Below are 13,974 nucleotides of genomic sequence, written 5' to 3'. Positions count from 1 at the left end.
GGTCACGATGCGGCTTGTTCCTCGGCTTTTTTTCGGCGCAGCGACTCGCCTTTCATCGTCAGTCGGTAGGCGTTGTGCACCAGGCGGTCGAGGATGGCATCGGCCAGGGTCGGGTCGTTGATCCAGCCGTGCCAGTGCTCGATGGGCAGTTGGCTCGTCAGGATGGTGGAGCGGCTGCCAGCGCGGTCGTCGATCACCTCCAGCAGGTCATGCCGGGCTCCTTCCTCCAGCGGGGCTAGCGCCCAGTCGTCCAGCACCAGGACGTCGACCTTTGCCAGCTGTTGCAGGGTACGGCCGAAGCTGCCGTCGCCATGAGCGATGCGCAGTTGTTCCAGCAGGCGCGGGGTGCGCAGGTACAGGGTGCTATAGCCCTGGCGGCAGGCCTGGTTGCCCAGGGCGCAGGCCAGCCAGGTTTTGCCGGCACCGGTCGGGCCGGTCAGCAGCAGGTTGTGCTGCTGGCGGATCCAGTCGCCACTGGCCAGGGTGGCGATCAGACGCTCGTCCAGGGCGCGTCCGGTGCGGCGGTCGAGATCTTCCAGGCAGGCGTTGGCGTACTTGAGCTTGGCCTTCTTGCGCAGCCGTACCAGGCGCTGGTTGTCACGCCAGGCCAGTTCGCGGTCGAGCAGTAGGCCGAGGCGTTCATCGAAGCTCAGGCTGTGGCTGGCCGGCAGCGTCCATTGCTCTTCCAGGGCGCGGGCCATGCCGTCCAGGCGTAGCTGGTGCAGTTGATTCAGGGTGTGTTGCGGCATCATCGAACAGCTCCTGTTGCGGGGGTTGGTAGTAGTCGGCGCCACGGACGTTCTCGTGGTCGCCGGGTAAGGTCGTTTCGGCGGCACGCTGGGGCAGCGGCTGTTGATCCAGGCCTTGCTGGAGCAGGTTGCGCACGCTGCGCCCGGTGAAGGCGCGCAGGTGTACGGCACGTTCGGCAGCGGCTTCCAGGCGTGCATTGCCATAGCGCCGGGCCAGCGAGAGCAGGCCGAGGCAGGCGCGGTAGCCCATCTCCGGGTGCGGCTTGTGGGTCAGTTGGTGATCGATCAGTTGGCGCGTGTAGGGGCCGATCCGCGCGCCCCAGTCGAGCAGGCGTTGTGGCGTCCATTCGCGATGCGCCTGGTGCGCCGCGGGCATGTGCTCGCGCTGGGTACTGTAAGCGCCGCGTCGCCCCAGCAGCAGGTGGCTGGCCACCCGCCGGTTGCCATGCAGCACTTCCAGGGTGTGTGCCGTCAGTCGCACGTCCACGTTCTGCCGGGCCAGGGCGGAGGGCACGCTGTAGAAGCTGCCATTGACCTCGATGTGGTAGTCGATGCTGACCTTGCAGCGCTTGAAGGTGGCGACCTCGTAGGGATGCACCGGCAGCGCTCGCAAGGCCGGGCGATCCAGGCGCTCGAACCAGTCGCGCCGGCAGCCATCGAGCCGCTTGAACGGGCGCCGATTCAGATCCTCCAGCAGCTCGGCGATGGCCTGGTTAAGCGCATGCAGGCTGAAGAACTGCCGATGGCGCAGCCGCGCCATGATCCAGCGCTCGACCACCTGCACCGCCACCTCGGCCTTGGCCTTGTCCTGAGGCTTGCGTGGCCGTGCCGGCAGGATCACCGTCTGGTAATGACGCGCGCACTCCAGCGTGGCCCGGTTCAGGCCCGGCTCGTAGCGATCCGGCTGGGCGACCAGGGCGCGCGGATTGTCCGGCACAACCATTTCCGGCACGCCGCCAAAGTAGGTCAGAGCCTGGCCCAGCGAGGTCAGCCAGTCCACCTGGGTTTCGCCTGGCGTCGCGCAGGCATAGGTGTAATTCGAGGCGCCCAGGGCGGCGACGAAGATGTGCGCCCGGCGCACTTCGCCGGTGGCCGGGTCGACCACCGGCAGCGTCGGCCCGGCATAGTCGATGAATAGCTTCTCGCCCGCACGGTGCAGCTGACGCATCGAACGTTTGAGCGTCTGGGCGTAGCGCCGGTAGTGCTCGACGAACTGGGTGTAGCGGTAGGTCGGCTGGCCCGCATGCGCGGCGAGATATTCCTCCCACAGCAGCTGCAAGGTCACGCCCTTGCGTCGCAACTCGCGGTGGATGCTCAGCACATCGGGCAGCACTCGCTCACCGCGCGGCTTGTTCGTCGACGTCGGTGCAAACAAGGCGGCCGCCAGCGCGGCCTCGTCCATGGCCACCAGCGCCGGCCAGTCCAGCCCGGCCACCCGCGCCGCCGCGATGTACTTGCTAACCACGCCCTTGGACAGCTGCAAGGCACGGGCAATCTTCTCGTGGGACAAGCCGGCCTCAAACTTGAGGCGCAGACATTCTTTGATGTTTCGCATGGCTACTCGCGGCGCCGCCATCTTCCTCTCCCGAAATCGGTCGAGGATGGCGGCGCATCAGGTCATGCGCAACGAAGGGGAAGGCTTTCGCTAAGTCGTGACCGGCGATTTCGGTAAGCCGTGACCACCTGTTTCGGAACAGGCGGAAAATCGGTCACGTTGCTACCGAAATGAGCGGTCACGCGTTAGCGAAATGACCGGTCACGATCAACCGAAACGGCCGGTCACGGTGCTCCGAAATCCGCAGCAAGCGCACACCGTTGACCAGCAGCGGCTGTTCGAACGCCTGATAGCGGCCGCCTTCCTGCAAGGGGTTCATCGCTGGCTGGCCGTGGGCGATGCTGGCGACGCTCAGCAGGCACAGGCCCGAAGCAGGGTACGGAACATCGACATGATCCGTGACAGAAAGGAGAGGCGAACTGTAACAAGATTGATATCGGCCAAGCACTTGCCGAGAATCTCTGCCCTGCCCTCAAGGACCACCCGCAGATGGAACTGTCAGAAAGACTACTGAAAATCCTCAAGAACAATCCCAGCTGGATCGGGCGGGTGTATGAGTCATTCATCATTTCGGCGATCAAGGACTTCGAGCGCAACAATCCACCGGCCCATAGCCCTGACTTCGATCCAGCGACCAACCAGCGGCCTTACGGTTACCGGCACAACAAGCTGTTCGACCCGGTCAGCGAAGACAATGGCGAAACCGACGAACATGAAAAAGCCCCGAACCAGTCGGGGCTTTTTGCACGACAACCACCCAGAATCAGGTGGTGATCAAACGCTCATCAGAACACGTTGATCGGGTAGTCGACGAACACCCGCAGTTCGTTGCCGCTGTCGTTGTACTCGCTGGATTTCTGCGATACGCGCAGGATCGAGCTGCGTACCTTGACGCTCAGGTCCTTGGCCGGGCCGCTCTGCACCACGTACTTGAGCTGGTTGAAGATTTCCCGCTCGGTGCCGCCGGTGGAGGTCGAGGTGGTGATGTTGTCGCCACGCACGTAGGCCACGTTGTAGGTCAGGCCCGGTACGCCGAAGGCGCCGAAGTCCAGGCCGTAGCCCAGCTGCCAGCTGCGCTCGTCTTCAGCGTTGAAGTCGGACCAGTAGGAGTTGGCCAGGTAGATGGTGCCGCCGCCATCGCCCACGCGGTTCTGACCACGCTGGTAGCCGCCGTAGGCGTAGCCCAGGTGGCTGTCGCCGGTGCTGCGCTGGTGCGCCAGGGTGAACGAGTGCGGGCCCATGGCGTAGGTGGCCGCCAGGCTCCAGATCTTGTTGTCCTGGCCGCCGGCGCCGGCATCTTTGGCATAGGCCTTGTCCAGCTTGGTCTGGTAGCCGTTGAAGTCCAGGGTCAGGGAGCGATCGGTGGCCAGTGGGAACACGTAGTTCAGGTTGACGTATTGCTTCTTCAGCACGTCTTCGACGTCGGAAGCGTACAGCGCGCCCTTGAACTGCTCGGTGAACTGGTAGCTACCGCCCAATACGTTGATCGACTTCAGGCCACCGCTGTCACGGCCTTCGGCGCTCTTGCGCGATTCGGCGGTGAAGCGACCGGCGTTCAGCTCCAGGCCCTTGATCTCCTTGGAGGTGATCAGGGTACCGGTGTAGCTTTCCGGCAGCAGGCGCGCGTTGTCGTAGTTCAGGACCGGCAGGGACGGCATCTGGTCGCCGTAGGTCAGGACGGTGTTGGACAGGCGGAACTTGACCGCGGCGCCGGCCTTGGCCAGGTCGCCTGCTGGGGTCTGGTTGCCGTGCTCGCTGCGCTTGAAGAAGTCGATGCCCTGGCCGCCGCTGTGGCTGCCTTTGTCCAGGCGCAGTGCATACAGACCGAAGGCATCCACGCCCACGCCCACGGTGCCTTGGGTGAAGCCCGAGGAGAAGGTGCCGATGGCCGCCTGGCCCCACTCGCTCTGGTCACGGTTACCGTCTTTCTTGTCGCGATCGATGTAGGCGTTGCGCAGCAGCACTTTCAGACTGCTGTCTTCAACAAAACCCTTGGCGTCGGCCTGGCCATCGGCCATGGCTTGTGTAGCGCTCAAAATCCCCAGTGCAATCAGGCAGATCCGCTGTTTCAACATTTTATTTTCCTTATTACGGTTAGAGACGCGCTGTGAGCACTCACGGCTATGGCGTTTAAACGCTCTTCTACCGACGAAACAAAAGACCCGCCCACGAGGGATCGCGGCGGGCCTTTTATTATTCTGAAATATGGCTCTTGGCCACAGGCGTTGGGGGCGAATCCTATCTGCGCCCTGAACAACGTGTCAATTTCGTGAATCGTCTTTGAATAGCTGAAAATATTCTAAGAACTGCGTGCTAGAGCATTGCCAGCTGCACGCTGTGGCTGTCGACGAATTGTTCGAAGTGGGTGACTTTGCCGTTTTTGAGGGTCCATAAATGGGCCACCCGTACATCGATCGGCTTGCCCGAAGCCTTATAGATGCCTTGGTAGTTGCCATAGGCGAAGACCTTGTCGCCCTGGGCCACGTAGTTTTCCACCTTGAAGGTGAAGTCCTGCCATTCCGAGCCCAGGCGCTTGAAGACATGCTCCAGCACCGCCTCGAAGCCGACGTAGGTGCCGGCATAGGGAAAGCCTGCCGCTTCGGTCCAACGTGCATCGGGGGCCAGGGCCGCGGCGGTGTTGCGCGCATTTTCCTGGGAGTTGGCACCTTCGTAGGTGCTCTTGATCAACGCGAGGTTATCCATGGGTGACTCCATGCAGGTCAGGTGAGATCAGAGCGCACAACCGTCCAGGCCACAGGCCTGGACGGCGCCGTCTTGCGGGCCGGAACCAGCGCCCAGGGAGGTTTTCAGCCAGTGGGCAAAAGCCTCCGGTTTGCCCAGCCAGGGGCTGATATCGAGCAACTGATAGCGACCATCGCGCTCCAGCACCAGGGTCGGAAAACCCTGACCACCGACTTTGGCCAGCAGCGCGCGGCTGGCCTTTATGTGGTCATCCAGCTCAGTGGCCGTAGCCCGATCGAGAGCCGGGGCAAATGCCTCGACAGCCAAGCCCAGGCCCTGCGCCAATTCCAGCAGGACTTCGCGATCGGCAATCCGCCGGCCTTCCAGGTAATGGGCGGTCTGCAGGCGTCCCAGCAATTGCAGTCCGCGCCCATCCAGGGCCTCGGCCGCCAACACGGCGGCAATCGGCGGCGCCGAATCGAATACCGCCGAGTGGTCGCGCAGCAGGCCTTCGAAATAGGCCTGGCCGAAAGGTTGCCCGGTGTACTCGGCAATGCGCCGGTCATGGGGCATGACGTAATCGCGCAGCTGTGGCGACACCGGCTGGCGGTTGCGGCCGGTCATCATGCCGCCCCCATGGGCCTGCACCGGCAACACGGCCAGGGCCGCCTGCACCAGCGGCTTGGCGCCGTAGCACCAGCCGCACAACGGGTCATAGATGTAGTGAAGGGTGGCCGAGGACATGGGGACTCCAACAGGATCTTGAGTGTTCGATGGCATGCAGACTATGCCCCGGACGCCAGGGGAAAAACCTCGAAATGGCTTTTAGTCTGTTGCGCGAACCGGACGAATCCCTCTGTTTAGTCCGTGTATGCGGGCAGATACGGCAACGACATAATTAGAAACAATAGAGCAAGGGAACCTTTGGATAATAATTAACGTTAGTAAATAGCACGCATTATCATTCGCACCCATCGACTCACCTGCCTTTCGGATGCGCTTCAGATGCCTGCCCATTTCCGCCTTACGCCCCTGTCCCTGGGACTCTGCACCCTGCTGACCGCCGGTTTCGCCTGCGCCGCCAGCACCTCTCTGCCAACCACCTCCATCAGCGTCGAAGCCGAGGCCGATCCCGACGATCCCCGGGTCAAGGAAGTCAGCACCGCGACTCGCACCGCCACCGCTGCACGCTATGTGCCCCAGGCCATCGATACGATCAAGACCGCCAACGTGCTGGACTACGGCCACAACGATCTGGGTAGCGCCCTGAGCGGCATTCCCAACGTCAGCAGCGGTGCCGACACCCGCTTCGACAGCCTGCGGATCCGCGGTTTCGACGCCAGCAACGACTTCTACCTGGACGGCATCCGCGACGACAGCCAGTACGTACGCGACCTGCACAACATCGAGCGCATCGAAGTGCTCAAGGGCCCGGCAGCCGTGCTCTACGGCCGTGGCAGCCAGGGCGGTATCGTCAATCGAGTGAGCAAGCTGCCGGAGTTCGGCCGTCGTTCCAGCGTCGAAGTCCAGGGCGGCAGCCAGGACCTGCGCAGCCTGTACGCCGACCTGAGCGCCGACCCGACGGAGAACCTCAGCCTGCGCCTGAACCTGGGCAACCAGGACCAGAACAGTTTCCGCCACGGCGTCAGCGGCAATCGCCAGCTGTTCGCACCGTCCATGAGCTGGCAACTCACCCCGGAGCTGAATTGGCTGGTGCAGTACGAATACAGCCGCTACAACCGCACCCCGGACCGCGGCATCACCAGCCTCAACGGCCGCCCGGCGAACGTCGGGAAGGAAACCACCTACGGCGACCACCGCGACTACATCGATGACAAGGCCCAATCCCTGCGCTCCAAGCTGACTTACGAGCTCAACGACAGCTGGCAGCTGCGCCACACCTTGGGGCTGTTCAAGCTCGACAGCGATTTCGACAACACCTACCAGACCGGCTACAACGCCAGCACCGGCAAGGTGCAGCGCCAACGCTGGCAGCAAGACCTGAAGACCCGCAACATCTACAACAACAGCGAACTGGAAGGCCGCTTCGACACCTTCGGCCTGGAGCACCGCCTGCTCACCGGCCTGGAGTTCGGCAGCCAGCGCCGCGACCCGATCCTCTACAACGCCGCCACCTCGGGCCCCGGCAACCAGGAAGTGCCCGCCGTCGACCTGTACAACCCCAACCCGTACCAGAGCCATACCGGGCGCATGCAGGTCTGGAGCAACAACCACACCGAGGTGGAAAGCCGGGCGCTCTACGTGCAGGACCAACTGCGCCTGAACGATCAGTGGCAACTGCTGGCCGGACTGCGTTACGACAATTTCGAGGTGCAGACCACCAACCGTCGCACCGGGGTTTCCGACAGCCGCGACAGCCACAGCGTCAGCCCGCGCCTGGGGGTGGTCTGGACGCCGCTGGAGCACCACTCGTTCTATGCCTCTTGGAGCAAGTCGTTCGCGCCGGTGGGCGGTGGCCTGATCGGCATCACCCCGAACGCGGCTGGCAATGGCAACGACCTGAGCCCGGAGCTGACCCGACAGAAGGAAGTCGGGGTCAAGAGCGACTGGCTGGACGAACGCCTGAGCACCACCCTGGCGGTGTACGAACTGGAGCTCTACAACCGTCGCACCACCGACCCACTGGACCGCAACATCATCCTCATGACCGGCCTGCAACGCTCCCGGGGTATCGAGTTGACTGCCAACGGCAAGCTCGTCGGCAACTGGTACCTGCGCGGCGGCATCGGCCTGCAGGACGCGGTGGTGGTCAAGGACAACAACGGCTTCGAAGACAAGCGGGTGAACAACGTGGCCAAGCGCAATGGCAGCCTGTTCATCACCTGGAAGCCGGAACTGGGCTGGTACGCCGAAACCGGCCTGACCCTGGTGGGCGACCGCTACGCCGACAGCGCCAACACCGTTGTGCTGCCGGGCTACGGCCGCTGGGATGCCCTGGCCGGCTACCGACACAAGGACTGGGACGTGCGCGCGGCGCTGAACAACATCGCCGACCGCGAGTACTACAGCTCGGCCACCAGCGCCTTTCAGATCCAGCCGGGCGAACCGCGCAGCCTGGTGGTTACCGGCAACTACCGCTTCTAAAACGACCGGCGAAAAAAAAGCGCTGCCATCCCGGCAGCGCTTTTTACAATCCGTCGTTTTCTATCCTTTGACCACATCCCACAGTGCCTGCAGTTCCGCCTCGCTGAGCAATCCAGCGGGGTAACGCTCAACGATGATCCGGCGCGGATCAGGTTCCCTGATCTGACGCGTTCCATTGGACTTCAACCATTGCGCCAGAGCCTGCAGCGACTCGTTACTCATTGCCAAGGGATGGGATGCACGCTCGCTGACCATGTTCATTCCAGCGCTCTCTCCTGGTTCCTGAGCGACTTAACTTATCCAAGGTTTATGACAGAACAACATAAGTTCCACATGTCTCAGAATCACTTCATGGCAGATACAAGAGCTATGCCAATGTGTCGGGTGTGCCGACATACGGCCATGAAAAAGCCCGCAACCCTTCTGGGCTGCGGGCTCGCTGAAAAGCCTCAGGAGTGATACAGCGACCGGCCTTGCGCGATCACTGTTACAACGGCACTCAAACTCGCTGTGGCGCAGGCTGCTGTTGGGTAAGGCAATGGATATTGCCGCCCCCCAGTAACAGTTCGCGCCCCGGCACCATCACCACTTCATGCTCGGGGAACAGCGCCTGGAGGATGGACTTGGCCTGGGCATCCATCGGATCGTCAAAACTCGGGGCGATGATCCCGCCATTGACGATCAGGAAGTTCACATAGGAACCGGCCAGGCGCACGGAAGGATTGCGCTCCTGACTGCCCTGCACCGCATCGACCCCGGCGCATTCCTCTGCGGTGGCGTACAACGGGCCGGGAATCGACATCTTGTGCACCTTAAAGGTGCGCCCCTTGGCGTCGAGGGTGTTTTCCAGCACCTGCATGGCCGCCCGGCAACGTGGATAGTTGGGGTCCTGGGGGTCGTCGGTCCAGGCCAGCAACACTTCACCCGGACGCACGTAGCAGCAGAAGTTATCCACATGACCATCGGTTTCGTCGTTGTACAGACCGTCCGGCAGCCAGACGATCCGCTCCACCGCCAGATGCTCGCGCAACACCGCCTCGATCTGCTCGCGAGACAGGTGCGGGTTGCGGTTGTGGTTGAGCAGGCATTCCTCGGTGGTGATCAGGGTGCCTTCGCCGTCGACGTGAATCGAGCCGCCCTCAAGCACGAAACCTTCGGTGCGGTACTCCTGGCAACGCTCGATTTCCAACACTTTGCTGGCCACTTGTTCGTCACGATTCCACGGCGAGTACAAGCCGCCCTCGAAACCGCCCCAGGCATTGAAGCCCCAGTGCACACCGCGCACCTCGCCGCTGTGGTTGATGACGAAAGTCGGGCCGGTGTCGCGGACCCAGGCATCGTCACTGGACATTTCCACCACGCGGATATTGGGCACGTCCAGGCGCGCCCGGGCGTTTTCATACTGGGCCGCGGACACCGCCACGGTCACCGGTTCGAAACGGGCAATGGCCTTGGCCACCGCGGCGTGGGCGGCCTGGGCCGGCTTGCCACCCAGGCGCCAGTTGTCCGGACGCTCGGGCCAGATCATCCAGGTCTGGGTCTGGGTCGCCCATTCGGCCGGCATGTAGAAACCGTCGGCGCGCGGCGTGCTGTGCAAAGTGCTCATAGTGTTCAGGACTCCAGGGAACCGTCGAGGGTTTTCAATGCGCCATAGAGGTTAGGACGGCGGTCACGGAAACTGCCCCAGGCGCTGCGAATGTGTTCGAGCTCGTCGAGGTCGAAGCGGTGCACAAGGATACCTTCTTCAGTTTGGTTGAGCTCCTGAACCTTCTCGCCGAACTGATTGGCGATGAAGGACGAACCGTAGAAGGTGATGTCGTAACCGTCCTGCTCTTCGTTGCCAATGCGGTTGCTGGCAATCAGCGGCATCAGGTTGGCCCCGGCATGGCCCTGCTGCACGCGCTGCCAGTGATCACGGGAAGAGATGCTGCTGTCGTGGGGCTCGCTGCCGATGGCGGTGGGATAGAACAGCAGCTCCGCACCTTGCAGGGCCATGCTGCGGGCGCACTCGGGGAACCACTGGTCCCAGCAGATGCCCACGCCGATCTTCGCGTAGCGAGTGTTCCACACCTTGAAGCCGGTATCGCCCGGGTTGAAGTAGTACTTCTCGTGGTAGCCGGGGCCGTCCGGGATGTGGCTTTTCCGATAAATCCCCAGGTTGCTGCCGTCGGCATCGATGATCGCGATGCTGTTGAAGCGCGCCCGCCCGGCCAGCTCGTAGAAGCTGATGGGCAGCACCACCTGCAGCTCTTTGGCAACTTTCTGGAAATGCGCGATGGCGACGTTGCGGTCCACCGTGGTGGCCAGTTGCAGGTAGTCCGGGTTGGGCTTCTGGCAGAAGTACGGGGCCTCGAACAGCTCCTGGATGAGGATGATCTGCGCGCCCTTGGCGGCGGCTTCACGGACCAGTTTTTCGGCGGTTTCGAGATTGGCCTCAAGGTCCCAGGAACAGGCCATCTGGGTAGCGGCGACGGTAACGATACGGCTCATGGAACAACTCCCGGGCAATGGACGCGGTCGATGACAATGGGAAAAGGTCGGGACAGGGTAGGGCCGTGCCCGGCGACGGCCACTTTATATCCGATAAATATCGACTTTAGAAGCTTAAAAAATCGTGCCCGTGGATAATTTCCGACAAAAAGCCGATAACAATCGATTAATAATAAGCACATTCGCCGGCAAGCCGGCTCCTACAGAGGGGGTGTAGGAGCCGGCTTGCCGGCGAATGGAGAGGAACGCAAGCGAACGACGAGCCCTTACAGCTCCTCGCCCAGCACCTTGTCCAGCATGTCGACGAAGAAATCCACGCTCTGCCGGCTGGTGACCATCGGCGGCTTGATCTTGAGGATGTTCAAGTAATCACCGGTGGGTTGCATGAAGATCCCCAGTTCCCGCAGGCGATCGCACAGCAGGGTGGTTTCCTCGGTGGCCGGCTCCAGGGTCTGGTGATTGCGGATCAGCTCCAGCCCCAGGTAGAAACCGGAACCGTGCACCGCCCCCACCAGCGGATGCCGCTCCTTGAGCGCCTCCAGGCGTTGCTTGAAGTGTTCGCCCACCACCCGGGCGTTGTCCCAGAGCCCTTCCTCTTGCATCACATCCAGCACCGCGAGGCCAATGCGGCAACTGACCGGGCTGCCGCCGGACGAGGAAAAGAAATAGCCTTCGGCCTCCAGCGCCTCGGCGATCTCGCGCCGGGTGATCACCGCGCCCAGAGGCTGGCCGTTACCCATGCCCTTGGCCATGGTGATGATGTCCGGCACCACGCCCTGCTCTTCAAAGCCCCAGAAGAACTGGCCCATGCGCCCGTAACCGACCTGGACCTCATCGGCGATGCACACTCCGCCCCGAGCCCGGACCCGTTCGTAGACGGCCTGCAGATAGCCCGGCGGCAGGGAGATGCCCCCGGCATTGCCATACACCGGTTCGCAGATGAAGCCGGCCAACTGGCGGTCCTGCTGCTCCAGCTTGTGCAACTGCTGGTCGACGCTGCGCAGATACTGCGGTGTGCTGTCCGCGCCGCGGAACTCGCCACGATAGGTATTGGGCGCCGTGACCGGGTGCACCCAGTCCGGGCGACTGGTGAGGGCCTGGGGGTTGTCGGCAATGGAAGTGGATACCGCATCGGCCGCCACCGACCAGCCGTGATAGGCCTCCAGCACGCTGAGCATGTCGCGCCCACCGCTGTAGGCCCAGGCCAGGCGGATCGCCAGGTCATTGGCCTCGGTGCCGCTATTGACCAGGAACACCCGGTCCATGGAGTCCGGCGCCAGGGCCAGCAGGCGCTCGGAGAATTCGGCGATCGCGGCATAGTGAAAACGCGAGTTGGTATTGAGCAGCGACCATTGCCGCGCCGCCACGGCCGCCATGCGTGGATGGCCATGGCCGAGCACCGCGACGTTGTTGAGCATGTCCAGGTAGGAACGCCCCTGCATGTCGATCAGGTGATTGCGCCAGCCGCGTTCGATCCGCGGCGGGTCGACGTAGTAGTGCTTCTGCGAGCGCGCAAAGCTGGCATCGCGGCGCTCCAGCAGGGTCTGTGGATCCAGCTCCGGTTCGGCGTCGCAGGCCAGCCCCAGCAGCGCCGCTGGCGAGGGGCACAGGGCTTGCCAGGCCGGGGCCCGGGACGGGCTGCAAAACAGCGGCGGGTCCAGTTCGGCTCCCCGGCACAGCTGGACCTTGAGCCGGCCATCCGCCGCCACTGCGCCCAGCACCTGGCCCTTGACCAGGGCCGCCCCCGGGTGCAGTGAAGGCTCGACGCCCCACAGGAGCACGCTCAGGGTCGGGCCATCGAGGCGCAACAGGCCTTGCTCGCCACGGTGCAGGACTCCGGCGAATGGCGCTTCCACCGCAGTGCCCGCCGGTACTTGCAGTTGCACGTGCAGGGCGCAGGTGGAGGGTTCTTCGGCACTGTCGGGACGGGTTTGCGACAGGCGGTACTGGCCATAACGGCTGGCGGCCAGGCCATGTGCGGCGCCGGCTTCGGCCAACAGCTGATCATCGATCCCCGGCTGTTCCCAGTTGCCGGCTTCGAAGTGCGGGCTGAGCACGCCCAGGTCGATCAGGGCAAACTCGCGGCCCACCAGGCTCGGCAACAGCGGGGCGAAACCCTCGCTACCGATGGCTGGCAACGACTGACCGACGGCGCTGAGGATGGCCGCTTCCATGAACTCGAAAGACACGGAACTGGCCACCCGGAAAATTTCCCACTCATGGGCCAGGTTCGCGCGGGAGTAGTCGTTGCCCGGATCGATGCTGACCTGCTGCTCGCCACTGAGCACCAGCACGGCGGCACGCGCCACGATCAGAGGCCAGAGCGCCAGCAGCTCCGCCCGTTGCAACGGATTGACCTGGTGGTAGGCCTGGATCGCCGCCAGGATGCGCAGCGGATCGCCCTCGGCGTGATGCAGCAGTGCCGCGCAGGTCACCGACAGATCGGTGATGCGCCAGGTGCGGATCAGGTCGCCAAAATCAATCACCCCCTGCAACTGCCAGTGACGCAGGGCATCGCGCTGCCAGACCACGTTGTCATCGGTGATATCCATATGGATCGCCTGCACCGGCAACTGCGCAAGCAAAGGTTGCAGGCGTCGCTCGGCGCGCTGTGCGCTGTCGGCGATCAAGGCCCGTTGCTGCGGGTCGCGGATCACCGGCAACAAATGCCCGATCAGCGCCTGGGCATGCCGCGCATCCCATTGCAGGGTGCGCTCCAGGCCCCGGTGCTGGAAATCCGCCAGGGCCAGGTCCATCTGCCCGCAGAGCCGACCCAGGCCCGCCACCAGTTCCCCGCTCAGGTGCGGCAGGTGGGTCAGGGAGCGCCCTTCTATATAGTCCAGCAGTCGGACGTGCAGCGCTTGCCCGGCAATCTCCAGGGACAGCAGGTCCGCACCGTTCTTCGCCGCAATCACCCTCGGCACTCGCAGCTCGGGATGTTGCTGCAGATGCTTGAGCGCCGCGTGCTGCGCCTGCAACTCCAGGACCGAATAGTCACCGCGACAGATCTTCAGGACAAAGCGCCCCTGGGGACAGTCGAGGCGATAGTTGAGGTCCTGCTGGCTGCCCAGGGACTGCAGGGTCCCCTGCAGGCCGTAATGGGTTTCCAGCAGGTCCAGCGCTTGCTGCGCGCTAACCTGGGGACTGGGCAGACTGGCACGGTGGATCAAGGTGGCGAGCAACATACAACGACCCCTGGAATTGTTATCGGGCGCTTATATCGCCATTGTGCAGGGTGTTGTGCAAGCCAAAAAAACGGGGAACCAGGGAGTAACCGTCCCTGCCTCAAACCTTCACTTTGCGAAATTTCCGACCGCTTGCGGTGAAATCGACTGATGGCGCCTATTGCACCTCAGACGCCATGTCGACAAGCTATGCTGCTTTTTTGCAGCA

General features: G+C 63.2%; 12 protein-coding genes. 2 read left to right on the top strand and 10 right to left on the bottom strand.

What is annotated here, in order from left to right:
• Positions 1–2: 2 nt before the first annotated feature.
• The 3 genes from istB to BLV47_RS36265 all read right to left on the bottom strand — a co-directional run bounded on the left by istB (position 3) and on the right by BLV47_RS36265 (position 2,623).
• On the bottom strand, positions 3–752 hold the full coding sequence (istB, locus tag BLV47_RS24975; RefSeq protein ID WP_062838242.1) for an IS21-like element IS1474 family helper ATPase IstB: 750 nt from the start codon (positions 750–752) through the stop codon (positions 3–5).
• Entirely contained in the window at positions 640–2,325 is a 1,686-nt protein-coding gene (gene istA / locus BLV47_RS24970; protein WP_062838241.1) for an IS21 family transposase, read from the bottom strand. The genes istB and istA overlap by 113 nt, the downstream gene beginning before the upstream one ends.
• A gap of 157 nt (positions 2,326–2,482) precedes the next feature.
• Positions 2,483–2,623, bottom strand: coding sequence for a hypothetical protein (locus tag BLV47_RS36265; protein WP_167365707.1), 141 nt, complete (start codon positions 2,621–2,623; stop codon positions 2,483–2,485).
• A 170-nt stretch (positions 2,624–2,793) separates the two neighbouring features.
• Between BLV47_RS36265 and BLV47_RS24965 the strand changes: the two genes are divergently transcribed.
• Positions 2,794–3,078: a hypothetical protein gene (locus BLV47_RS24965; protein ID WP_092318684.1), complete on the top strand. Its 285-nt coding sequence runs from the start codon at positions 2,794–2,796 to the stop codon at positions 3,076–3,078.
• 11 nt (positions 3,079–3,089) lie between these two features.
• Here BLV47_RS24965 and BLV47_RS24960 read toward each other — a convergent pair whose 3' ends face one another.
• The 3 genes from BLV47_RS24960 to BLV47_RS24950 all read right to left on the bottom strand — a co-directional run bounded on the left by BLV47_RS24960 (position 3,090) and on the right by BLV47_RS24950 (position 5,730).
• Positions 3,090–4,379, bottom strand: a complete 1,290-nt coding sequence (locus BLV47_RS24960; protein WP_092318682.1) for an OprD family porin — start codon at positions 4,377–4,379, stop codon at positions 3,090–3,092.
• A gap of 238 nt (positions 4,380–4,617) precedes the next feature.
• Positions 4,618–5,007 (bottom strand): nuclear transport factor 2 family protein, encoded by a 390-nt coding sequence (locus BLV47_RS24955; protein ID WP_060842195.1) that lies wholly within the window; start codon positions 5,005–5,007, stop codon positions 4,618–4,620.
• A 27-nt stretch (positions 5,008–5,034) separates the two neighbouring features.
• Positions 5,035–5,730, bottom strand: coding sequence for a DsbA family protein (locus tag BLV47_RS24950; RefSeq protein ID WP_092318680.1), 696 nt, complete (start codon positions 5,728–5,730; stop codon positions 5,035–5,037).
• Between the two features lie 261 nt (positions 5,731–5,991).
• Between BLV47_RS24950 and BLV47_RS24945 the strand changes: the two genes are divergently transcribed.
• Positions 5,992–8,091: a TonB-dependent receptor gene (locus tag BLV47_RS24945; RefSeq protein ID WP_092318678.1), complete on the top strand. Its 2,100-nt coding sequence runs from the start codon at positions 5,992–5,994 to the stop codon at positions 8,089–8,091.
• Between the two features lie 60 nt (positions 8,092–8,151).
• On the opposite strand, the gene BLV47_RS24940 is transcribed toward BLV47_RS24945, so the two are convergent.
• From BLV47_RS24940 to BLV47_RS24925, 4 genes are all read right to left on the bottom strand, one after another.
• Positions 8,152–8,352, bottom strand: coding sequence for a hypothetical protein (locus BLV47_RS24940; RefSeq protein ID WP_092318676.1), 201 nt, complete (start codon positions 8,350–8,352; stop codon positions 8,152–8,154).
• Positions 8,353–8,590: 238 nt separating this feature from the next.
• Positions 8,591–9,697: an agmatine deiminase gene (gene aguA / locus BLV47_RS24935; protein WP_092318674.1), complete on the bottom strand. Its 1,107-nt coding sequence runs from the start codon at positions 9,695–9,697 to the stop codon at positions 8,591–8,593.
• Positions 9,698–9,702: 5 nt separating this feature from the next.
• Positions 9,703–10,581 (bottom strand): N-carbamoylputrescine amidase, encoded by an 879-nt coding sequence (gene aguB / locus BLV47_RS24930; RefSeq protein WP_092318672.1) that lies wholly within the window; start codon positions 10,579–10,581, stop codon positions 9,703–9,705.
• Between the two features lie 266 nt (positions 10,582–10,847).
• Entirely contained in the window at positions 10,848–13,766 is a 2,919-nt protein-coding gene (locus BLV47_RS24925) for an aminotransferase (protein WP_092318670.1), read from the bottom strand.
• Between the last annotated feature and the right edge of the window lie 208 nt (positions 13,767–13,974).

The sequence above is a fragment of the Pseudomonas saponiphila genome, from assembly GCF_900105185.1.
GTDB classification, from domain to species: domain Bacteria; phylum Pseudomonadota; class Gammaproteobacteria; order Pseudomonadales; family Pseudomonadaceae; genus Aquipseudomonas; species Aquipseudomonas saponiphila.
The sequence above is the reverse complement of the archived record's forward strand: the minus strand, read 5'-3'. Positions and strand labels throughout refer to the sequence as shown.

Coding starts and splice junctions, on each gene's coding strand:
- istB (WP_062838242.1), bottom strand. CDS start 752: ATGATGCCGCAACACACCCTGAATCAACTGCACCAGCTACGCCTGGAC.
- istA (WP_062838241.1), bottom strand. CDS start 2,325: ATGGCGGCGCCGCGAGTAGCCATGCGAAACATCAAAGAATGTCTGCGC.
- BLV47_RS36265 (WP_167365707.1), bottom strand. CDS start 2,623: ATGAACCCCTTGCAGGAAGGCGGCCGCTATCAGGCGTTCGAACAGCCG.
- BLV47_RS24965 (WP_092318684.1), top strand. CDS start 2,794: ATGGAACTGTCAGAAAGACTACTGAAAATCCTCAAGAACAATCCCAGC.
- BLV47_RS24960 (WP_092318682.1), bottom strand. CDS start 4,379: ATGTTGAAACAGCGGATCTGCCTGATTGCACTGGGGATTTTGAGCGCT.
- BLV47_RS24955 (WP_060842195.1), bottom strand. CDS start 5,007: ATGGATAACCTCGCGTTGATCAAGAGCACCTACGAAGGTGCCAACTCC.
- BLV47_RS24950 (WP_092318680.1), bottom strand. CDS start 5,730: ATGTCCTCGGCCACCCTTCACTACATCTATGACCCGTTGTGCGGCTGG.
- BLV47_RS24945 (WP_092318678.1), top strand. CDS start 5,992: ATGCCTGCCCATTTCCGCCTTACGCCCCTGTCCCTGGGACTCTGCACC.
- BLV47_RS24940 (WP_092318676.1), bottom strand. CDS start 8,352: ATGAACATGGTCAGCGAGCGTGCATCCCATCCCTTGGCAATGAGTAAC.
- aguA (WP_092318674.1), bottom strand. CDS start 9,697: ATGAGCACTTTGCACAGCACGCCGCGCGCCGACGGTTTCTACATGCCG.
- aguB (WP_092318672.1), bottom strand. CDS start 10,581: ATGAGCCGTATCGTTACCGTCGCCGCTACCCAGATGGCCTGTTCCTGG.
- BLV47_RS24925 (WP_092318670.1), bottom strand. CDS start 13,766: ATGTTGCTCGCCACCTTGATCCACCGTGCCAGTCTGCCCAGTCCCCAG.